The following is a 21664-nucleotide window of genomic DNA, read 5'->3' on the forward strand; positions in this document are numbered from 1 at the left end:
CCCGAACAACCCCCTTCTGTGAGTCAGTACATGAACCGGTTCATGAACCGGAGTTGGTCAAATTTCTGGACGGATTCCTGCTCCACACGGCTGCCGATTCTGGCCATGAGGCAGTTTGCCGGGTGTGAACTGATTTCAGGATCATCCGTCGCATAGTAGGTGAGACCCCCCGCATTCATCATTTTCTCCATTACTTTCCGATACTCCCACACATTCAGGTTTGTACCCTTTAGATCCCAGTGCCAGTAGTACTCGGTCGTGATGACGATGTAGTCTTCCATCTGATCATCTTTCATTGCAACTTTCAGAAGTTGTTTGCCGACGCCTCCGCTCCGGAAGGCAGGAATGACTTCGATTGCTCCCAATTCGATCAAGTTTTCCATTTTGCCTTCGGACCAGCGCTCCAGCGGATCAGGGTAAAGGAAAGTCACATAGCCGACAATCATGTTTTCATGGCGTGCTATGATGATCCGCCCCTCGGGCAGTTTGGAGATGCCGATAATGGCCCGGTGCTGCTGCTCCGGCTGGCGGAAGGCAACCAGGTCTCCGTGGAATTCCAGGGATTCCAGGGTTTCAGTGGAGACCGGCCCCTCGATGATCAAGTCACCCGATGAATGGGCCAGTTCTGCCGAATAGTAAGTTTTCACGTGTTCCAAATTGTCACCGCCTCATTATAGTGGCTATTTCAGATTATACATGAATGCGCTCACATCATGGGGGAGAATTTTCTCATTTTTGTGATCACTGAATAGGCTTGAGTTCCAAGAAACCGGCAAAACTCCTTTTCCCTTAATCGGACACCGGAATCATAAAGTTGACGACATCGTGTTATTTTAATATTTTAAACATACTGACTGGTTGCTGTAAAAAAAGATTTAGGGGGTGCAGACCGGTCGGTTCGGATATTTCGGTAGGCGGGGGCAGCAATGACAATTTCGTTGCCCGGTCGGCACCGATGCCGGGAGGCTGAGGATTGATGCAGCGATTTCAAGTCCATAACCGGCAGACATGCAAAATAGAGTTAAAAATATCAGGGGGAAGGGTGTTTGCAAGATGAGTGTATTGGATTTGTTCAGACTTGATGGAAAGACGGCGATTGTCACGGGCGGAGGAAGGGGGCTCGGTGCACAGATCGCGGAAGCTTATGCGGAGGCGGGAGCCAATGTGGTGGTCTGTTCACGGAATCTTGAGGCATGTGAGGAGATGAGCCGGAAGCTGAAGGAGAGGGGGACGGATTCACTTGCTTTCCGCTGTGATGTCACAGATCCCGAAGAGGTCAGGGCAGTCGTGGACGGAACGCTGGAACATTTCGGCAGGATCGATATTCTCGTCAACAACAGCGGGGCGACCTGGGGAGCAACAGTGGAGGAGATGCCGATCGAGGCCTGGGAAAAGGTCATCAACGTGAATGTAACCGGTACATTCCTGATGAGCCAGGAAGCCGGGAAAGCCATGATTTCCCAAAAAGGCGGGAAGATCATCAATATAGCATCCATTGCAGGATTCGGCGGGACGCCACCGTTTATGCAGACGATCGGCTACAACACGAGCAAGGGCGCGGTGATGACATTCACAAAAGACCTTGCGGTGAAATGGGGCCGGCACGGGATCAACGTCAATGCCATCGCACCGGGATTCTTCCCGACCAAGATGTCGACTGTTCTGATTGAAAGAGGCAAGGATGCAATCATGCAAAACACGCCGCTCGGACGGCTGGGCAATGATTCCGACCTGAAGGGAGCTGCGCTTTTCCTGGCTTCATCTGCCTCCGATTATGTCACGGGAGATATCCTCACAGTAGACGGCGGCATGCATGCCATGTAATGTCCGGAATCAGAGGATCGTTTAAAATTCCCCGAAGTCTCTTTCCAAAGGCCCAAAAGTTAAAAAATTGCCACATATCGTTCATTTTCGTGTAGAATGATAGAGTATTCGTATAACGAAAGGGTGATTTTATGGCAACAATGGAAAAGAGCATCATTCCGGTTAAAGAGGGGGACTTTAACCTGGCGGACTATGAAAAGACCGCTAAAGAGTTCCGTTGGGAAGATGCCGAAAAGGAATTTAGCTGGTCTGAGTCAGGCAAGGTGAATATCGCCTACGAAGCCGTTGACCGCCATGCTGAATCCTTCCGGAAAAATAAAGTTGCACTCTACTACAAAGACCAGAACCGGAAAGAAGCGTATACGTACGGCCAGATGAAGCGCATGACGAACAAAGCCGCGAATGTGCTGAAAGCGCATTCAACTCTTGACAAGGGCGACCGTCTGTTTATCTTCATGCCGCGCTCTCCGGAACTGTATTTTGCGCTTCTCGGCGGGCTGAAAGTGGGAACCATCGTCGGCCCGCTATTCGAGGCTTTCATGGAAGGCGCTGTATTTGACCGTCTGGATGATTCCGAGGCAAAGGCCATTATCACGACGCCTGACCTGCTGGAGCGGGTTCCGGTCGACCGCCTTCCAAAGCTCGAAAAGGTATTCCTGGTGGGTGAGAACATCGAAGAGTCCGACAAGATTGTCGACTTCAATAAACATATGAAAGAAGCATCTGCCGACTTCGAGCCGGTATGGCTCGGCAAGGAGGACGGTACGGTTCTCCACTATACCTCCGGCTCGACCGGACGTCCGAAAGGCGTGCTGCACGTCCAGTACGCAATGGTTCAGCAACTCCAAACCGCAAAATGGGTTCTGGATCTGAAAGAAACCGACGTCTACTGGTGCACCGCCGACCCGGGCTGGGTTACCGGGACAGCATACGGGGTATTCGGCCCGATGCTCGCCGGCGCAACATCACTCATCGTCGGCGGCCGTTTCAAGACGGAGGACTGGTACCAGGCGATTGAGGATTATGGCGTCACAGTCTGGTATTCCGCGCCAACTGCGTTCCGTATGCTGATGGGCGCCGGAAATGAGCTGATCAAGGAATTCGATCTGTCTTCTCTCCGCCACGTCCTTTCAGTCGGCGAGCCGCTGAACCCGGAAGTCGTGAAGTGGGGCCTTGAAGTATTCGATAAGCGTATCCATGACACATGGTGGATGACGGAAACTGGCGCCCAGATGATCGTGAACATCGGTTCGATGCCGATCAAGCCCGGTTCGATGGGCAAGCCGGTACCGGGCATCGAAGCGGCCATCGTCGACGATCAGGGCAAGGTGCTCCCTCCCAACTCGATGGGGAACCTCGCGCTGAAAAAAGGATGGCCTGCGATGATGAGAAAAATCTGGAACAACCAGGAAAAGTACGACTCGTACTTCCTGAACGGAGAATGGTACGTATCCGGTGACTCCGCCTATATGGATGAAGACGGCTACTTCTGGTTCCAGGGACGAGTAGATGATGTCATCATGACCTCGGGCGAACGGGTCGGGCCGTTTGAGGTCGAGAGCAAGCTGATTGAGCACCCGGCAATCGTGGAAGCGGGTGTGATCGGCAAGCCGGATCCGGTGCGCGGCGAGATCATCAAAGCATTTGTTGCCCTATATGACGGCTACGAGCCGACGGACGAACTCAAGGAAGAAATCCGCCAGTTCGTCAAGAAAGGCCTCGCTGCCCATGCGGCACCGCGCGAGATCGAATTCAAGGACAAGCTTCCGAAAACCCGGAGCGGCAAGATCATGCGCCGTGTCCTGAAAGCATGGGAACTTGATCTTCCGACAGGCGACCTGTCGACAATGGAAGATTGAGAATCAACATCATAAAAAGCAGGCAGGGTTTTTCCTGCCTGCTTTTTATGATGGAGAAAAACGGTGACTGGTTCCATGAAGGTTTCAGTCGGCATTGATCTTCTTCCTCCGTAAATTGAATACAAAAAACCCGGCACCCTATTCCGGATGCCGGGCAAATGAAGGAGAATCAGTCGCCATCTCCACTGTTTCCGCCATTATCGTTCGGTTTGTCTTCTTTCTTGTCATCTGCATTTTCTTTGCCGCTATCGCCATCGCCGTTTCCATTTTGGTCCCCGGATTGATCTTTTTCCGGTTTCTTTTCTTCTTTGTCCTTGGCTTTTTCCTGGTCCGAAGGTGCCGAATCGTTCCGGGATTCGTTATCACTGTTGTTACCAGGCTTTTCATTGTTTTTAGGTTTCTCTTTAGATTCAGGCGCATCGGTCGTGATGACATTCGACGGGCTTGACTGCTGTCCGGTTATATCGACGGCGCGGACGCTATAGGAACCCGGTGACGATGCGCTCACGCTATAGGATCCGCCATATGCCACTGATGCGATTTTCTTCCCGTCTTTGTAGACATAGTAGCCGACCACATCAGCGGAAGGGGAGTTGCTCCAGACAATGTTTCCTCCCGAGCGTGACGCGCCCGGTGCGACAGGTGCGCCGTCAATGCCGCTGTAGCTGCGTGCGGAGACGATATTGGTTCCGAACCTGGACCCGTTAGGGAAGAGTCCTGCCGGGTCACCGCCGTAAGGTGAAAGCATGCGGTCGACGAAGTCTTTGTTGATTCCGGTCGCACCGCTCTGCACGAATTCTTTCGGCGTGGACGGCAGGGCCTGGTAGCGGGTGCCGCCTGCTACGACAAAGGAACCTCCTCCTGCGCCGAAACTGTCGTCCGGCTTGTTCGGCACGTATGCGTGGGCGTTGAACAGGTCAGAACGTACAAGGCCGGCTTTCTGGCAGGCTTCGGATGGGGCAAGCCCCGAGATGCCGCAGAAGGAGCGGGTGACGACACCTTCCGGTTGCTGGAAGCGCTCGCCGGCGTCCACGATGTCCGGCGCCACTTCGTTCATGCCGTTCATGAGCCGGGCGAACAGCTTGTTCACCCGGGTGCTCGGCTGCAGGTCGCCTGATGTCATTCTTCCAAGGTTATATTTATTTTCGTTATCATAGCCGAGCCAGACACCGAGCGTGACATTCGGATTGTATCCCATCATCCAGACGTCCCTATAACTATTGGAGGTACCACTCTTGGCCGCTAGATCGGTTCTGAAATTCAGATCGCGCCCCATGATGATGGCTGTACCGGATGATACCGTATCTCTCAGCATATCAGTGATCAGATATGCCGTTTGCGGGCTGAATACATCAACCGGCTCCGTATCGTGTTCATAGACCAGGTTGCCTTCGCTGTCTTCGATTCGCTCAATGATGTAAGGCTTCACGAACTTACCGCCATTGGCCAGGGTCGAGAATCCGCCGACATTCTGTTCGACGGATGCCGAGTACACACCGAGCGCGGCGGAAGGGACGTTCCGCTGGTGATCTTGGATATGGTTGAAGCCCATCTTGTCGAGGAACTGGGTCGGGTCTTTGTCCGCGATCTTGCCGAGTGTTCGGACGGCAGCCAGGTTATAGGAGTTGGAAAGTGCTTCCCGAGCCGGAACAATCCCGTATTGGCGGGCAGCAAAGAAGTTCTTCGGCTTCCAGCCGCCGATGTTGGCCCAGACGTCCACGACCGGGCTGCCCGCACCAATGAGGCCATATTCTATTGCAGGGCCGTATACAAGAAGCGGTTTGACGGAGGAACCGACCTGCCGGAATGCACTCGTGGCGTGGTTGGTCTGCTCAATCTTATGGTCACGACCGCCCACAAAGGCAAGGATGCGGCCGGTTCCGTTTTCCACTGCCATGGAACCGACTTCGACAGGATTCAGCTCTTCGACCGATTCGCCGGTCTCGCTGTCGACTTTCGTCTCGGTCAGCGTCGGTCCGTAATGCTCAAAGTTGTTTTTGATTTCCTGGAAGCGGTCATACAGATCCTTTTTGATTGTTGAGTGGATCCGGTAGCCGCCGCTTTCCAGGTCCCGGGCCGCCAGCTGCATGTACTTGGCGAGGAGTTCGGATTCTTCGTCGAGCCTTGCAGGGTCGATTCCGTCCTTTTCCGCGAGGATCCGGGCGAGGATCTCTTTGGCACGTGCCTGGATTTCAGGAGTCAGGAACGGATAACGTTCCGTCGCACGCTGCTCGGGCTGTTTGAAGTCCTTGGTGATGTCATAGACGACAGCCTGTTCATACTCTTCCTCGGTGATATAGCCGGTCTCCTTCATCCGGAACAGGACGGTTTTCATCCGCTCGATGCCCGGTTCCAGTTCCTCCGGCGTCTTCATTCCCCTCTGGCCGGAGTAGAACGGGGTGTAGAGGAATGGTGCCTGGGGAAGACCGGCGATGTACGCCGCCTGCGGAAGATTGAGTTCCTTCGGCGTAACGTCGAACAGCCCCTCCGCTGCGGTCGCGACACCGGCGATGTTCTGGCCGGATGCATTTCGGCCGTACGGGATGATGTTCAGGTAGGCCTCAAGAATCTCTTCTTTCCCCATGAACTTTTCGAGGCGCATCGCAAGAAGAATTTCCTTCGCTTTCCGTTCATAGGACACTTCGTTCGTGAGGACCTGGTTCTTGATCAGCTGCTGGGTCAGTGTCGAGCCTCCTGTCTGGGAGTCGGCGTTTGTGACGTCCTGGAACAGGCCCCGCAGAATCGCTTTCGGGACAATCCCCTCATGTTCATCGAAGTATTCGTCTTCGGTCGCAAGCACCGCATCGATGAGGTGAGGGGAAACATCGCCAAGCTTGGTCTCCCGTCGCTCGATATCCGCATTGACCTTGCCGAGGTAGACACCATCGGCAAAGTACAATTCGGACGTTTCCTCATAGGTCAGCACGGTCTGTCGCATTTCTTCCTTTGTGCGGAGCGGTTCTTCAACAACGAGCGAAGCAAAATAGCCCGCCCCGACAGAACCCGCAAAAACCCCGAGCAGGATGCCCGTGACCCCGAAGAGGAGGAGGAGGTTCCAGGCCACGCCCGATCCAATCCTGAGCCGCCTGCCCCATTGCGATTCCTGGAACTCCGCGACTTTTTCTTCAATATATTTAAATGGATTCTTTGATTCCACAGGATCCCCCCTTAAAATCTCGTCATATTATACCATATTGCGACAGAGTCTCGGAATCTATATTAGTAGTTTCAGCTGTGTCCCAATAGATGGGGATTTTGCCTTTAATCCCTCCCCCAATTCACAAGGTGAGAAATCAGTATTGACATCGTATCTGATTCGGATAAAATGGGGATTATTAATAAGAACCGAGCGAGGATGGGGCCGAAGTAGCGCCGTCCGCCGAGCAATCAGAGAGGCAGCGGCTGGTGGAAGCTGCCCGGCGGACGATCTGTGAATTACAGCTCCGGAGCAAGGCGCCGGCATGGCGTTAGCATGCATGAGCGGGGAAGCGGTTTGCGCTTCCCAAGCCGGGTGGTACCGCGTTGATGGAATCAGCGCCCCTGCAGGATCTTCGGATCCGCAGGGGCTTTTATTATTTTCTGGAGGGGATAACAATGACGAACGAACTGATCGAAGACCTGAAATGGAGGGGCCTCCTTTACCAGACGACGGATGAGGAAGCCCTTGCCGAACTGCTGAACAAGGAAAGCATCTCCCTCTACTGCGGGGTTGACCCGACAGCCGACAGCCTGCATATCGGGCATATCGTGCCATTCCTGACGCTGCGCCGATTCCAGAAGCACGGTCACCGGCCGATCGTACTGGTCGGCGGAGCGACCGGCATGATCGGCGACCCGTCGTTCAAGGCCGATGAGCGGCAATTGCTTTCGGAAGAACAGCTCAGCCACAACGTAGCCGGCATCCGCGGGCAACTTGAGCAGATTTTCGACTTCAGTGACAAGAATGCCGCGGTCATGGTCAACAACAAGGACTGGTTCGGCAAAATGACGGCAATAGACTTCCTGCGCGATTACGGAAAGCTCTTGAGTGTAAACTACATGCTGGCAAAGGAAAACGTCGCGACACGCCTTGAGACCGGCATCTCGTTTACCGAGTTTTCCTACATGCTTATCCAGGGCTCGGACTTTAACCATCTGTACGACAATTACAACTGCCGCGTGCAGGTGGGCGGATCCGACCAGTGGGGCAATATCACAACAGGCCTCGAAATCATCCGCAAAACCCATGATGAGCATGCGAAAGCATTCGGGCTGACCATTCCGCTTGTCACGAAAGCCGACGGTACAAAATTCGGCAAGACAGCCGGCGGAAGTGTCTGGCTCGATCCGGAAAAAACTTCGCCATATGAGTTCTACCAGTTCTGGATCAATACGGCCGATGCAGACGTCATCAAGTACTTGAAGATCTTCACGTTCCTCAGCAAAGAAGAGATCTCCGGACTGGAAAAAGCGGTCGAAGAAGAGCCGCACCTCCGCAAGGCCCAAAAGACACTGGCCGAAGAAATGACGCGCCTGATCCACGGCGACGAGGCCCTTGCACAGGCCGAACGCATTACAGCCGCTCTCTTCAGCGGCGACCTGAAAACCTTGTCCGTCTCCGAAATGAAAGATGCCTTCAAAGACGTGCCGAGCTATGAGATGGCGAAGGAAGACCGGAACATCATCGACCTGATTGTCGAAGCGGGCATTTCCTCATCAAAACGCCAGGCTCGGGAAGACGTGACCAATGGTGCGATCTCCATCAATGGGGAGCGGGTGAAGGAGCTGGATTACACAATAAGCGCAGCTGACCGGCTGGATGACGCTTTCACCATCATCCGCCGGGGCAAGAAGAAATACACGATGATCCGGTTTAGCTGATCGGAACGCCTTAGAGGACCGTCATGCAGGGAGGGAATACTGATGCTGAAAGATCGTCTTTATTATAAAGACCCTTACCGGACCACTTTCAAGGCGAATGTCGTCCGGGAGGGGATTGAGGACGGCAGACCGTACGCCGTACTGGAAAACACCCTGTTTTACCCGACCGGAGGCGGACAGCCGCATGATACCGGGAGGCTGAACGGCATCCGGGTGATGGATGTGGAAGAGCGGGACGGCGAGATCTTGCACTATGTGGAGAAACCGCTGAATGCGCTGATTGCATCCGGCAAGATCGACTGGACGCGCCGCCACGATCATATGCAGCAGCACACGGGCCAGCATATCCTGACAGCCGCCTTCATCGAGACGGCTGGATGCCAGACGGTCAGTTTTCATCTGGGAAGGGAACTCGTGTCGATCGATCTGGACACCGAGCACCTGATCGATGAACAGCTGGAGGCAGCCGAAAAGCGGGCAAATGAAATCATCCGTGAGAATCGGAAGATCGAGACCCGCTGGGTTACGGAAGAGGAACTGGACAGGGGCCGCCTGAGGAAAGCCGTCGCAGTGGAAGAGGAAATCCGGCTTGTCATCATCCCGGACTACGACTATAACGGCTGCGGAGGAACGCATCCGCATTCAACGGGCGAAGTCGGCCAGCTGAAAATAATTGGCATGGAGCGCATGAAGAAAAAAACGCGTGTCCATTTTGTGTGCGGCAACCGTGTACTGTTGCAGCTAAGGGAAAAGAATCGCATCCTCAAGGAAGCGGTCGGACTCCTGAGTGTTCCCGAAGAGGATGCGGCAGAGGCGATCCGGCGTCTTCTGATGACAAACCGTTCTCTGGAGAAGAGGCTGTCTGAAACGGAAGACCGTCTCCTTGAGGCAGAGGCCCAATCTCTTGTCACCGCCGGGCGATTGGTGAAGGCGGCCTACAGCGATCGGCCGATCGCAGAGCTCCAGAAATTGGGCAGGGCCGCTGCTTCTGCACGGGAAGACGCCATCGTCCTGCTCGCAGTTCGGAACGGAGCCAAGTTGCAGTTTGTCGCATCACGGGGCAGTGAGGCCACGGCATCCATGAAACAGGTGGCATCGGCTGCACTTGAAGCGACCGGCGGAAAAGGCGGCGGGAGCGAAGCTTTTGTGCAGGGCGGGGGAGACACATCCCTGTCTGCGGAAGAACTTCTGGTCATCATGGCCGAATCCATCGGAGAATAGAAAGAAGCCCCTGCGGACTTGGCGAATCCGCAGGGGCTATTTTTGTTCACTTTGCCGTACTGACCCATTCCGGCAGCCGGAGGTTTCCGTACAGTTCCGGATGAAGCAGGTTCCCCAGTTTCAGGGCGCCTTCCAGCAGACGCGGTGAAGGGCGGCAATAGAGCCATTCTTCCATGACATCAACGTGACCTTCACGGACAGCACGGAGTTCAGGCCAGCCCTGTCGCTTCCGGAGCAGTTCCGGCCGGATCTTTTCGGTGCGGACACCGACCCATGCAAGCAGAATCCGGTCGGGGTCGCGTGAGGCCACATCATCCCAGTCCGTCTGGATGCTGGCTAGTTCTACATCTTCATATATATTGTACCCGCCGGAAATCCGGCTGATTTCAGTGAGCCAGTTGATGCTTCCGGGAGTGAACACCGGCTTTGGCCACCACTCCCAGTATAAAGACGGCCTGTCCGCAACGCGCTCCGAGCGCAGATTAAGTTCACTGATGAAATCCAGGTATTCCCGCGCAATGTGTCGTGCCCGTTCTTCAATACCGCATGCCCGGCCGACGGTGACCAGATCTTCAGCGATATCCCCGAGGCTCTGCGGATTCGTTACGAGGTGGGGAATGCCGCGTTTCACGAGCTCTTCCACGTTTCGCTCCATTCCCGGCACACTCAGCGAGGCAAGAACAAGATCCGGACCGGTCGCTTCCAGGCGGTCCATATCAATCGACAGGTCAGGCCCGAGCTTCGGCAGATCCGATACGGACGCCGGCCAGTCGGAAAAGTCATCCACTCCAACAAGCTGTCCGTCCAAGCCAAGATAGGCCAGCAATTCCGTATTGCTCGGACAAATCGAGACAAGTTTCATACTACCCCTCCGTTCATGTAAATCGATTGTATCAGAAGGAGGGGAGGGCAGCGAGGTAGCCGGAGAACGAACTGAAGCAATTGTGTTTGACTCTACGGCGTTGGCAGGATGCTTCCGTAACAAACTGTTGATGGGCATACTGCTACACTTTGCCGCTTCAACTGTCATGGTTAGATCTTTTTCTGCAATATGATTTGTATGTATGAAATGAAATTCATGTCAGCTGCACATCCCATGGCGAGGCAAATACTTGAATAGATAGATATTTGTAAGATTGAAGCGGAGGGCCCGAGACACCTGCGGGAAAAGCGTTAGCCGAAGACCCCGCAGAGCGCAGCTCGAGGAGTGCAGCTAATGCCGCTCAACGCTGACGCTTTTGAGCGCAGACGCCAAACTTCGCATTGGCGTCGGCAACGTCCGCGGTAAGGGAGGGACATAAGCGGAAATCCGAAGGATTATGACAAGATAGGTTTCATGTTCTCTTTTATAGTTTCTAAAACACAGTCCGTTTTTTCTTTATGAGCGAACACAAAAAAGCTGCAGACAAGGAGGAGAACCTCGCTTTGTCTGCAGCCTGTAAGAGCTGATTAGCGGTTGTAGAATTCAACGATCAGCGCTTCGTTGATCTCTGCAGGAAGTTCGCTGCGCTCAGGAAGGCGGACGAATGTGCCTTTCTTCGCTTCCGCATCGAATGTCACGTAGTCAGGAACGAAGTTTGTCGCTTCGATCGCTTCGTTGACAGCCGAAAGGTTCTGGGAACGCTCGCGGAGCGAGATTTCCTGACCAGGCGCTACGCGGTACGACGGGATGTCGACGCGCTTGCCGTCAACGAGGACGTGGCCGTGGTTGACGAGCTGGCGTGCCTGGCGGCGTGTGCGGGCAAGGCCCATGCGGTACACGACGTTGTCGAGGCGCGTTTCAAGCAGGATCATGAAGTTTTCGCCGTGCTTACCAGGCATTTTGCCTGCACGGAGGAATACTGTGTGGAATTGGCGTTCGTTAACACCGTACATGTGACGGAGTTTTTGCTTCTCTTGAAGCTGCATGCCGTATTCCGAGAGTTTTTTACGCTGGTTCGGGCCGTGCGGGCCTGGAGCGTAAGGACGTTTTTCGAGTTCTTTGCCCGTACCGCTCAGGGAAATACCGAGGCGGCGGGAGATTTTCCAAGATGGACCTGTGTAGCGAGCCATGGATGACTCCTCCTCTTAAGTTGGTTTTATTTTGAGTAAAATAAAAACCAGATGTGTTCAAACACGGTGCCATTTCATCATCTTGCACCTTCGCCCCAGCAGCCAAGGGTTACACGATGCACCGTTCACTCTCAGGTAAAGGGATGAAATGGTCGGCCTTGCTCACACAACTGCTGCGTTTATTTTACACAACGACTATCATATAACGGGTGCGAAAGGAAGTCAAGGGACAAGGATGGTTTCCTTTTCAGAGGCACCGAGATATAATAGTAGGAAATGAGAGCGTTTACAAAACAGGAGGGGCAGCGATGAATAAGAAGGTCCACCGGGATACACTCATCATCCACGAGGGGTATGATTCACATGACCACCACGATAGCCTGGCCGTTCCGCTTTATCAGACATCCACTTACGTGTTCCCCGACGCGGCTTCCGGGGCGGCCCGTTTTGCGGGTGAGCAGGAGGGCAACATCTACTCCAGGCTGACGAACCCGACCGTCAAAGTTCTTGAGGAACGGATCGCGTCATTGGAAAAAGGAGCCGGCGCGCTTGCGTTCGGCTCGGGCATGGCGGCGGTCAGCGCCGTGCTCGTCCATGCGACAAAGGCGGGGGACCATATCCTGTGCTCCAGGGGAATCTACGGTTGCACATTCGGCCTTCTGAACATCCTGGAAGAAAAGTACGGCATCACGCATGACCTGATTGCCATGAAGAGTGAAGAGGATATCGAGCGGCATGTCCGGCCGGAGACAAGCGTCATCTATGTGGAGTCGCCGGTCAACCCTACGATGGAGGTGGCCGATATCCGTGCTGCAGCCAACGTTGCCAGGCGCCACGGCCTTAAGGTCATTGTGGATAATACTTTTTGCTCGCCATATATCCAGAACCCGATTGAACTGGGGGCGGATTTTGTCCTGCACAGCGCAACCAAGTATATCAACGGCCACGGCGATGTGATTGGAGGCCTGCTGATCGGAGCGGATGCAGAGGAGATCGGGCAGCTCCGGATGACCGTCCAGAAAGATTACGGCGGGATCATCTCCCCATTCGATGCCTGGCTCATGATCCGGGGTCTGAAGACGCTGGCCGTACGGATGGAGCGCCACACATCCAATGCCGAGGCGGTCATCGAGTACCTGAAGACCGTTCCCGCGGTCAGTGAAGTCCACTATCCGCTCGATCCTGCTCACCCGGATGTGGAAATTGCAAAACGGCAGATGAATGCCGGCGGCGGAATCTTCTCCTTCACTCTGGACGGGGGGCTGGAGGAAGCCCGTATCTTCCTGGATGAACTCCGGCTGGTCAAATTGGCAGTGAGTCTCGGGGATGCCGAGTCGCTGATCCAGCACCCGGCTTCCATGACGCACTCGCCGATACCGGAAGAAGAGCGGAAGGAGATGGGGATCACTGATTCGATGATCCGTTTCTCCGCGGGGCTTGAGCATCCGGACGACATCATCGCCGATCTGGACTCGGCATTCGCCGCCCTGAAAAAGCGGACTGCCCCGACAGCAGCCGAATAACCCAATAAGAATAGGGCAGCACGGCAGATGGCCGGCTGTCCTTTGCTGTGTTCAGATCGTATGACGCTTATTGCAGGTGCTTTTCCAGCACCCGGACGAACTTTTCGAGGCCGCGTGCGTCCTCTTCCGAGAAGCGCGCCAGTTCAGGACTGTCAATATCGAGGACTCCGAAGACACGGTCTTCCACAATGATCGGCACGACCACTTCGGAGCGGGAGGCGGCATCGCATGCAATGTGGCCGGGGAAGGCATGGACGTCTTCCACCAGCTGAGTCTGCCGGTCCCGGGCGGCTGTTCCGCATACACCTTTTCCGAGAGCGATCCGAACACATGCCGGCAAGCCCTGGAAGGGTCCGAGTACGAGCTCATCTTCTCCGTCCATCACATAGAAGCCGACCCAGTTGGTCCGGTCGAGGAATTGGTTAAGGAGGGCAGAGGCGTTGGCGAGGTTTGCCATGACGTTCCGCTCGCCTTCGAGCAGTGCATCCAGCTGCTTGCAGAGCAGATCATAGTTTTCCTGGAGCGTGCCTGCATATTGCTGTTGAGTGAACACGGTCATCTCTCCTTTCAGGGAAGGTCCCTGGGTGTTTGATGAATGATGGCGAATCATGCAAATTCTTGCGAAAAACAACGGCATAAAATCGTGAAACATGATACCATAGATCATACAGTGTTTACAGTGATTTTGGAACAGGGGGACTATGATGAAGTACATCATCATTGGGATTATTATTCTCATTGCTTTGATCATCGTCGCCTTCATTATGAGGCGAAAGCATACAGCCATCATCAATAAGCTGGAAGTGGAGAAGCTCCAGATACAGCATAAGCCGATTCTTGAAGAACTGACAAAAGTAAAACAGCTTAATATGAACGGAGAGACGGAGGAGAAGTTCGAGCGCTGGCGGAGCAGCTGGACGGAAGTCATGGACGACCACATGCCGGCCATCGACAACCTCCTTTTTGATGCGGAAGAGGCGATCGACCGCATCCGCTTCGGCAAGGCGACGGAGATTGAAAAAGAGATCGAGTCGAAAATTGCCTATGCCGACGGTGAGATGAACCGGATTCTCGAAGAGCTCGATGAACTGATCGGGAGTGAAGAGCTGAACAGGGTGGAGATGGAAGAGCTGAAAAAGCGGCACAAGGCCGCACGCAAAAGCCTTCTTGCCCATCAGCATTCTTTCGGAAACGCGATTGGCCGGCTTGAAAAGCGTCTGGAGGCCATCAACCCCCGGTTTGAAGAGTATGATGAGCTTACGGCATCAGGCAATTACCTGAAAGCCCGCGAGACCGTACTCGGACTGTCCGATGAAGCAAAAGAGACGTTTGCGCTGATTGAAGACGTGCCGGTCCTCCTCACAGAGATCCAGACGAAGATGCCCCAGTCGATCAGGGAGTTGCGCGCAGGCATCCGGGAGATGGAAGACGGCGGTTACTACATCGGACATCTGGAGATGCAAGAGCGCCTTGCAGAAATCGATCTTGAACTGGAGGACCTGAAAGCTGCGCTTGAAGCACTTGAAGTGACCGAAGTCAAGGAGCGCACGGCTTCCCTGGAAGAGGAGATCAACGGCTTCTACGACAAGCTGGAGCAGGAAGTGTATGCCCGGCATTATGTCGAGGAGAATCATGCTCACGTCGCCGCGAACCTCGGCGAGCTCAGCGCATTCACGAGAAGCACGGCGGACGAGGCCCGCTTTGTCCAGCAAAACTACCGGCTCAGCGAGAAGGAAGCGGCCATCCCGGAGGCGGCCCTGGAACAGGTGGCCGGCCTGGAGAAGCGCTTTGGCCTGCTGACGGACCGGATCAATGCCGGCCAGTCCGCTTCCTCTGTGCTTGGTGAAGAGCTGAAGGAGATCGATCAGGAATCGCGGCAGCTGCTGGAAGAGCAGGGCCGCTTCTCCGATCGCCTGAAGGAACTCCGCATCAACGAAACGGAGGCGCGTGCCCGGCTGTCCGAACTTGGCAAGATTTTGCAGGAGACAGACAGGAAGCTGTTCAAGGCGAATACTCCGGGAATCCCTGAAGACATGGATGTGCGTCTTGAGGAAGCGGAAGAGCAGCTGTTCATTGTCAGCCAAAATCTTCAGGATATGCCATTGAATATGTCGCTTGTGAATGAAAGCCTCACAAAAGCGGAAAAATGTATTCATGAGGTGTCCGAGAAAGCGGATGAAATGCTTGAAAACGTCGACCTGATCGAACGCCTGATCCAATACGGCAACCGCTACCGTTCCAACCCTGCAATTGATGAGCAGTTGGCGGAAGCCGAGGAGGCATTCCGCCAGTGCAGGTACGGCAAAGCGCTTGAAGACGCCGCATCCGCCGTCGAGGCAGCGGAACCGGGTGCGCTCAAGAAAATCGAAGTACTTGTCAAACAGGAAGTCTGACGTACATAATAAGTCAGGGAATCAGCCACCTCACAGACTTGTGACGGTGGCTTTCGTTTGGAAAGGAAGCAAGCATCATGATCTATTTCGACAACAGTGCGACGACAATGCCCGATGACCGGGTACTGGATACATTCATAAAATCATCAAAGGCTTTTTTTGCGAACCCTTCCTCGCTGCACCGGCTCGGCATCGAGGCCGACCGTCTGCTTGGCCGGGCAAGCGAGCAGGTGGCAGAGCTTGCGGGCATGCCGGGCGGCAAGGTTGTCTTCACATCAGGCGGAACCGAGGCCGATAATCTGGCTCTTTTCGGCCTGGCACGGGGCAACCGTAATCACGGGAGGAAAATCCTCATTTCGGAAATCGAACATCCCGCCGTCCTGCACTCAATTCCACAGCTGGAAGCTGAAGGTTTTGAGGTTGGGATGATCCGTGTGGACCGGAACGGAGTCATCGACCTGTCCGACCTGGACCGGAAGCTGACGCCGGACACCTCGGTGGTCTCCATCATGCACGTCAATAACGAAACCGGCGCCATCCAGCCGCTGGAGGAAGCGGGCAGGCTCATCCGGGCCAAAACCAGGGCCGTATACCATTCGGATGCGGTACAAAGTTTCGGGAAAATCACCATTCCGGTATCCGAGGCCGGTCCCGATGCCATATCCGTCTCTGCCCATAAGATTCACGGCATCGAAGGGTCCGGTGCGCTCATCCTGAAAAAGCGGCATGGGCTGGAACCGATCCTGTTCGGCGGAGGCCAGCAAGGCGGCCTCCGAAGCGGAACGGTGCCGGTCGCCCACGCGGCGGCTCTGGCCAAGGCAATGCGTCTGGCCGTGGAAGAGCTGGACCAAACACCATATGCAGAGTGGAGAAGCGAGCTGATCCGGTATTTCGGGAACTTCGGCAAGGTGAAGGTGCTCGGTTCGGAAAATAATGCGCCGCATATCCTCTCCGTTGCTATTAGGGGCATCAAGGGAGAAATTGCCGTCAATGCTCTACAGGAGCGGGACATCTATGTATCCACATCGAGCGCATGCTCTTCAAGAAGCAGAAAGGAAAGCCATGTCCTGCAGGCGATGGGTGTTCCCGATGATTACCGTCACGGCGTGATCCGGATCAGTTTCGGGCGGATGAACTCAGCCGGGGAGATTGCGCAATTTAAGGAAGTATTCACATCGTTCATGGAAACGATAGAAAGGGTTTGATCCGAATATGATGTACCACGAAATCATGATCCGTTACGGGGAGCTTTCGCTGAAAGGGAAGAACCGGAACGTATTTATCCGCAAGCTCAGAGACAACATTCGCCGGATTATGAAAGACCTGCCGACGGTCAAGGTCAAGGCGGAGCATGACCGGATGTACCTGTTCGCAGAAGAAGGCCGGGAGATTGAGGAGGCCCTCAAGCGCCTGCCGGATGTGTTCGGGATCCAGTCATTCAGCCCGGCGGTCCGCTGCAAAGCTGACCTCGACACCATCAAGGAGACCGCAGAACGGATACTTTCGCACATGGAAACGGAAGGGAAGACCTTTAAGGTTGAAGTACGCCGCGCGGACAAGACATTCCCGCTGAAAACGATCGAACTCCAGCAGGAAATGGGCGGTCATCTTCTCCCGATCTACCCCGGATTGGTAGTGAAGATGAAAAATCCTGAAATCCGCCTTCTCATCGACATTCGGGAGGACGGTGCTTATCTCTCCACAACAACGATCCAGGGAGCCGGCGGTCTTCCGGCAGGATCCAATGGCCATGCTCTCCTGATGCTGTCAGGAGGGATCGACAGTCCGGTCGCGGGCTATCTGATGATGAAGCGCGGCCTGAAACTGGATGTCATCCACTTCCACAGCCCGCCGTTTACGAGTGAGCAATCTAAGCAAAAAGTCGTGGAGCTGGCAGAACGGCTAAGCGCATTCGGGACGCGGATCCGCATGCATACCATTCAGTTCACCGAAATTCAGCAGGCGGTACAGGATGCAGTTCCATCAGCACTTACGATGACGACTACGCGCCGAATGATGATGAAAATTGCCGACATGGTTCGCGAAGAGATCAGAGCCAAGGCGATTGTCACCGGCGAAAGCCTGGGCCAGGTCGCCAGCCAGACACTCGACAGCCTGAGTGCCATTAATGAAGTGACCTCGACGCCGGTGCTCCGGCCGCTCATTGCAATGGACAAACTGGATATCATCAGCATTGCAGAAAAAATCGGCACATACGAAACATCGATCCGCCCATTTGAAGACTGCTGCACCATCTTTACTCCGGCCAATCCGGCCACTAAACCGAAAACGGACAAAGTCATTTATTATGAGGGCAACGCCGATTTCGGGCCGATGATTGAAAAAGCCGTGGCCGAGCGGGAAATCATCGAGCTGCCGATTAAAAAAGAAGAAGATCCGTTTTCAGACCTGCTGTAATCCGGCACAAATTTCCAGATATCATGCCGTATGATAATTCGCCTCCGGCACATTCTATGTGCACAAGGAGGTGATACATCATGGCAAACGACAACAACAACTCGAATCAGCTTCTCGTACCTGGTGTCCGCCAAGCGCTGGACCAAATGAAGTACGAAATCGCTCAAGAGTTCGGAGTTCAGCTGGGTGCCGACGCAACATCGCGTGCCAACGGTTCCGTTGGCGGAGAAATCACCAAGCGTTTGGTTTCGATGGCACAGCAGCAAATGAAGGGCCAACAATAATGCAATGAAGGCTGCCCGTCCAAGACGGGCGGTCTTTAATTTGGTCTTTCTGAATAAAGTGTGCGGCATAGTCCCGGATTATCCGCCAGATTTATTTAATTTCCAGATATTCTGCCGTATGATAATTCGCCTCCGGCACATTCTATGTGCACAAGGAGGTGATACATCCATGGCAAACGATAACAACAATTCGAATCAGCTTCTCGTACCTGGTGTCCGCCAAGCGCTGGACCAAATGAAGTACGAAATCGCTCAAGAGTTCGGAGTTCAGCTGGGTGCCGACGCAACATCGCGTGCCAACGGTTCCGTTGGCGGAGAAATCACCAAGCGTTTGGTTTCGATGGCACAGCAGCAAATGAAAGGCCAACAATAATGCAATGAAGGCCGCCCAAGACGGGCGGTCTTTAATTTTGCCGGTCGTCCTGAATAAAGTGTGCGGCATGATCCCGGATTATCCCTTAATCTATTTGGAGTTATCTTCCGAAAACAAATTCGATTTTGAAACGCCGAAATGTTAGGCGTATAATCGGAAGAGAAAATGGAAAAGGGGTGACTGGGCATGAAAAGAGAAGACCTGGTGGCTCCGGAGCTGTATAACCTGGCTTCGGAATTTGAGAAATATGCCGATGACCCGGCGCGCAAAGCGCTGATTTGGACAGACGGGCATGAGACACGCGAAGTGACGTACCGGGAACTGATGGCGCGCGCAAATCGTTGTGCCAACGCGCTCGCCTCGCACGGGCTCGGAAAGGGCGATGTCGTCATCGTCATGATGCCCCGGCTAATCGAAGCATATGTGGCCTATGCAGCTGCCCTGAAGGCAGGTATTGTCGTGATCCCGAGCTCTGAAATGCTCCGTGCGTCGGATATCGATTACCGGCTCGTGCACAGCGGGGCCAAGGGAATCATCGCATATGCACCATTTGCAGACCAGTTCAAGGAAGCCCGTCATATGGAAGGCGTCAAATTATTTATTGTCGGTGATTCCGAGGACGGGATTCCGCTGCTTGATGAAATGGAAAAGGCATCCGAACATTTCGATTCTCCGGAGACCCGGAGCACCGATATGGCATTCCTGTCATACACGTCCGGAACGACAGGCAAGCCGAAGGGTGTCGTCCATACGCATGGATGGGGCTACGCCCATCTCAGGACTTCCGCCGCAAACTGGCTCGGAATCGAGGATGGCGACACGGTCTGGGCGACTGCCGGACCGGGCTGGCAGAAGTGGATCTGGTCACCGTTTCTTGCGACGCTCGGCAGCGGTTCGACAGGGTTTGTCTATAACGGACGGTTTGAGCCGGAAAAATACCTGGAGCTGATCGGGCAGTACGGGGTCACTGTGCTTTGCTGCACCCCGACCGAGTACCGGCTGATGGCGAAAACGGACAACCTTTCGGATTACGACCTCTCTTCGCTCCACAGTGCCGTCTCGGCCGGTGAGCCTCTTAACATCGGAGTGATTGAAACATTCCGCCGTGAATTCTCTCTCGAGGTCAGAGACGGATATGGCCAGACGGAAAACACGCTTCTCGTCGGAACGATGAAAGGCATGGAGGCACGCCCCGGTTCAATGGGCAAGCCGACTCCGGGCAACCGTGTTGAGATCATTGATGATGACGGCAATCCGTGTGCTCCCGGAGAGGCAGGGGACATTGCGGTTCATGTCGACACTCCTGCACTGTTCAGGGAATATCTGAACGATCCGGAACGGACGAGCCGCCAGTTCCGTGGAGATTACTACGTGACGGGGGACCGCGCGAGAATGGACGAAGACGGTTATTTCTGGTTTGAGGGCCGTGCCGACGACATTATCATCTCCTCCGGCTATACCATCGGACCGTTTGAGGTTGAAGACGCGCTCACCAAACATCCGGCGGTAAAGGAATGTGCGGTTGTCGCAAGTCCGGATCCGGACCGCGGCAGTATCGTCAAGGCTTTCATCGTTCTGCGGAATCCCGAAGATGCATCTGAAGAGCTTGTAAAGAACCTTCAGGAGCATGTCAAAACCGTTACGGCCCCATATAAGTATCCGCGGGCCGTTGAATTTATCGAGGAGCTGCCGAAGACAGCATCCGGCAAGATCATGAGGGTTGAACTTCGCAAGCAGGAAGCCTTGAGCTGACCCTGTGCTGCACATAACTGCTTTGTCCGGATGCCGGTGGCGGCACCGGATGATGCGGCGATGATCATCTCCCCGAACGTTTCGGGGAGTTTTTTTCCGGTTTGGGAATCTGCGTCTCTCATACCGCAATGCCCCTGCAGTAGCAGGGAGAGAAAGGAGGGACCATCCTTGGACAGCAAGGAGAAAGCAGGCATCATCTGGGCGGCCTCCGCTTACCTTATATGGGGAGTGCTGCCGATTTACTGGAAAAGCCTCGGCCATGTGCCGAGCGGAGAAGTACTGGCCCAGCGCATATTCTGGGCGTCCATCACGACCGGAGCGGTGGTCCTGCTGCTTGGTCAGGGAAAGTTGCTGGCGGGGGACCTGAAAGCCTTATGGAAAAACCAGCGGGCATTCTGGAGCCTGTTCGGCGCGTCCGTCATCATCTCGGGCAACTGGTTTCTGTTTATCTGGGCGGTCAATAACGGCCATATCGTCCAGACCAGCCTCGGATACTACATCAATCCGCTTCTCTCGATCCTCCTCGGGATCATCTTCCTGAAGGAGCGGCTATCTTCAGCGGAAAAGGCAGCGGTGGGCCTGGCCCTGCTGGGTGTCCTGATCATTACCGTTTCCCATGGCACATTCCCGTGGCTGGCGCTTGGCCTGGCAGGTACATTCGCCATTTACGGTTTTGCAAAAAAGACGATCCATCTGGATGCCCTTAGGGGGCTGACAATCGAAACGGCATTTATTGCACCGGCGGCGGTTGTCTATCTGATGTGGGCGGAGACCTCTGACCAGCTCGTGTTTTTCGATGCTGACATGGGTACGATCCTGCTCCTCGTTTTATCCGGAGCGGCCACGGCTGTCCCGCTTGTCCTTTTCGCGAAGGGGGCACAGAACATGCCATTGTATCTGCTGGGCTTCCTCCAGTACATTGCGCCGACGATGATGCTGTTCCTGGGTGTCATTGTCTATGGTGAGGCATTCGGGGCAATTGAGCTGATCGCCTTTTCCTTCATCTGGTCCGGCTTGGTTCTTGTAACCGTATCGAAGTTCCGGATGATGAAAAAGATGAGGCCTGCGCAAGAAAAATGAAACGGACCGGGGTTATTGCCCGTAT

General features: G+C 54.5%; 17 protein-coding genes. 12 read left to right on the plus strand and 5 right to left on the minus strand.

The features are described 5' to 3' along the window. Nucleotides 1-23 precede the first annotated feature (23 nt). Nucleotides 24-656: a GNAT family N-acetyltransferase gene (locus AV656_RS00405; RefSeq protein ID WP_063177762.1), complete on the minus strand. Its 633-nt coding sequence runs from the start codon at nucleotides 654-656 to the stop codon at nucleotides 24-26. 397 nt (nucleotides 657-1053) lie between these two features. Here AV656_RS00405 and AV656_RS00410 point away from each other — a divergent pair, with 397 nt between their 5' ends. Continuing rightward, complete coding sequence (locus tag AV656_RS00410; RefSeq protein ID WP_063177764.1) at nucleotides 1054-1824, plus strand: SDR family oxidoreductase; 771 nt, start codon at nucleotides 1054-1056, stop codon at nucleotides 1822-1824. 131 nt (nucleotides 1825-1955) lie between these two features. Beyond that, nucleotides 1956-3683, plus strand: coding sequence for an acetate--CoA ligase (gene acsA, locus AV656_RS00415; protein ID WP_419865542.1), 1728 nt, complete (start codon nucleotides 1956-1958; stop codon nucleotides 3681-3683). A gap of 169 nt (nucleotides 3684-3852) precedes the next feature. Here the strand turns inward: acsA and AV656_RS00420 are convergent, their stop codons facing one another. Then, nucleotides 3853-6840, minus strand: coding sequence for a transglycosylase domain-containing protein (locus AV656_RS00420; protein ID WP_063177766.1), 2988 nt, complete (start codon nucleotides 6838-6840; stop codon nucleotides 3853-3855). Between the two features lie 437 nt (nucleotides 6841-7277). Here AV656_RS00420 and tyrS point away from each other — a divergent pair, with 437 nt between their 5' ends. Both tyrS and AV656_RS00430 read left to right on the plus strand, forming a co-directional pair. After that, nucleotides 7278-8543 carry a tyrosine--tRNA ligase gene (gene tyrS, locus AV656_RS00425; protein WP_063177768.1) on the plus strand — a complete coding sequence of 422 codons (1266 nt, stop codon included), beginning with the start codon at nucleotides 7278-7280 and terminating at the stop codon, nucleotides 8541-8543. 42 nt (nucleotides 8544-8585) lie between these two features. Next, entirely contained in the window at nucleotides 8586-9764 is a 1179-nt protein-coding gene (locus tag AV656_RS00430; protein ID WP_082818540.1) for an alanyl-tRNA editing protein, read from the plus strand. 46 nt (nucleotides 9765-9810) lie between these two features. Here AV656_RS00430 and AV656_RS00435 read toward each other — a convergent pair whose 3' ends face one another. Beyond that, nucleotides 9811-10626, minus strand: coding sequence for a cobalamin-binding protein (locus AV656_RS00435; RefSeq protein ID WP_063177770.1), 816 nt, complete (start codon nucleotides 10624-10626; stop codon nucleotides 9811-9813). Nucleotides 10627-11213: 587 nt separating this feature from the next. Next, nucleotides 11214-11816 carry a 30S ribosomal protein S4 gene (gene rpsD, locus AV656_RS00440; protein WP_063177772.1) on the minus strand — a complete coding sequence of 201 codons (603 nt, stop codon included), beginning with the start codon at nucleotides 11814-11816 and terminating at the stop codon, nucleotides 11214-11216. A gap of 308 nt (nucleotides 11817-12124) precedes the next feature. Between rpsD and megL the strand changes: the two genes are divergently transcribed. Then, nucleotides 12125-13339, plus strand: a complete 1215-nt coding sequence (gene megL / locus AV656_RS00445; protein WP_063177773.1) for a methionine gamma-lyase — start codon at nucleotides 12125-12127, stop codon at nucleotides 13337-13339. Nucleotides 13340-13406: 67 nt separating this feature from the next. Here the strand turns inward: megL and AV656_RS00450 are convergent, their stop codons facing one another. Then, on the minus strand, nucleotides 13407-13892 hold the full coding sequence (locus AV656_RS00450; protein WP_063177775.1) for a GAF domain-containing protein: 486 nt from the start codon (nucleotides 13890-13892) through the stop codon (nucleotides 13407-13409). A gap of 151 nt (nucleotides 13893-14043) precedes the next feature. Here AV656_RS00450 and ezrA point away from each other — a divergent pair, with 151 nt between their 5' ends. From ezrA to rarD, 7 genes are all read left to right on the plus strand, one after another. Further along, nucleotides 14044-15732, plus strand: coding sequence for a septation ring formation regulator EzrA (gene ezrA / locus AV656_RS00455; protein WP_197462178.1), 1689 nt, complete (start codon nucleotides 14044-14046; stop codon nucleotides 15730-15732). A 77-nt stretch (nucleotides 15733-15809) separates the two neighbouring features. After that, nucleotides 15810-16937 carry a cysteine desulfurase family protein gene (locus AV656_RS00460; RefSeq protein ID WP_063177779.1) on the plus strand — a complete coding sequence of 376 codons (1128 nt, stop codon included), beginning with the start codon at nucleotides 15810-15812 and terminating at the stop codon, nucleotides 16935-16937. Between the two features lie 7 nt (nucleotides 16938-16944). Next, entirely contained in the window at nucleotides 16945-18150 is a 1206-nt protein-coding gene (gene thiI / locus AV656_RS00465; protein ID WP_063177781.1) for a tRNA uracil 4-sulfurtransferase ThiI, read from the plus strand. 80 nt (nucleotides 18151-18230) lie between these two features. Continuing rightward, a complete protein-coding gene (locus AV656_RS00470) occupies nucleotides 18231-18434 on the plus strand; it encodes an alpha/beta-type small acid-soluble spore protein (protein WP_008299759.1) in 204 nt (67 codons plus the stop codon). A gap of 169 nt (nucleotides 18435-18603) precedes the next feature. Continuing rightward, the gene (locus tag AV656_RS00475) at nucleotides 18604-18807 is read left to right on the plus strand and encodes an alpha/beta-type small acid-soluble spore protein (protein ID WP_008299759.1); all 204 of its coding nucleotides are present in this window, start codon (nucleotides 18604-18606) and stop codon (nucleotides 18805-18807) included. A gap of 186 nt (nucleotides 18808-18993) precedes the next feature. Then, nucleotides 18994-20559, plus strand: coding sequence for an acyl-CoA synthetase MbcS (gene mbcS, locus AV656_RS00480; RefSeq protein ID WP_063177783.1), 1566 nt, complete (start codon nucleotides 18994-18996; stop codon nucleotides 20557-20559). Nucleotides 20560-20727: 168 nt separating this feature from the next. Then, nucleotides 20728-21639, plus strand: coding sequence for an EamA family transporter RarD (gene rarD / locus AV656_RS00485; protein WP_063177785.1), 912 nt, complete (start codon nucleotides 20728-20730; stop codon nucleotides 21637-21639). Nucleotides 21640-21664 lie beyond the last annotated feature (25 nt).

The organism is Bhargavaea cecembensis (assembly GCF_001619585.1).
GTDB lineage: Bacteria > Bacillota > Bacilli > Bacillales_A > Planococcaceae > Bhargavaea > Bhargavaea cecembensis_A.

Coding starts and splice junctions, on each gene's coding strand:
- AV656_RS00430 (WP_082818540.1), top strand. CDS start 8,586: ATGCTGAAAGATCGTCTTTATTATAAAGACCCTTACCGGACCACTTTC.
- AV656_RS00470 (WP_008299759.1), top strand. CDS start 18,231: ATGGCAAACGACAACAACAACTCGAATCAGCTTCTCGTACCTGGTGTC.
- AV656_RS00410 (WP_063177764.1), top strand. CDS start 1,054: ATGAGTGTATTGGATTTGTTCAGACTTGATGGAAAGACGGCGATTGTC.
- mbcS (WP_063177783.1), top strand. CDS start 18,994: ATGAAAAGAGAAGACCTGGTGGCTCCGGAGCTGTATAACCTGGCTTCG.
- rpsD (WP_063177772.1), bottom strand. CDS start 11,816: ATGGCTCGCTACACAGGTCCATCTTGGAAAATCTCCCGCCGCCTCGGT.
- AV656_RS00475 (WP_008299759.1), top strand. CDS start 18,604: ATGGCAAACGATAACAACAATTCGAATCAGCTTCTCGTACCTGGTGTC.
- megL (WP_063177773.1), top strand. CDS start 12,125: ATGAATAAGAAGGTCCACCGGGATACACTCATCATCCACGAGGGGTAT.
- thiI (WP_063177781.1), top strand. CDS start 16,945: ATGATGTACCACGAAATCATGATCCGTTACGGGGAGCTTTCGCTGAAA.
- ezrA (WP_197462178.1), top strand. CDS start 14,044: ATGAAGTACATCATCATTGGGATTATTATTCTCATTGCTTTGATCATC.
- AV656_RS00460 (WP_063177779.1), top strand. CDS start 15,810: ATGATCTATTTCGACAACAGTGCGACGACAATGCCCGATGACCGGGTA.
- AV656_RS00435 (WP_063177770.1), bottom strand. CDS start 10,626: ATGAAACTTGTCTCGATTTGTCCGAGCAATACGGAATTGCTGGCCTAT.
- tyrS (WP_063177768.1), top strand. CDS start 7,278: ATGACGAACGAACTGATCGAAGACCTGAAATGGAGGGGCCTCCTTTAC.
- acsA (WP_419865542.1), top strand. CDS start 1,956: ATGGCAACAATGGAAAAGAGCATCATTCCGGTTAAAGAGGGGGACTTT.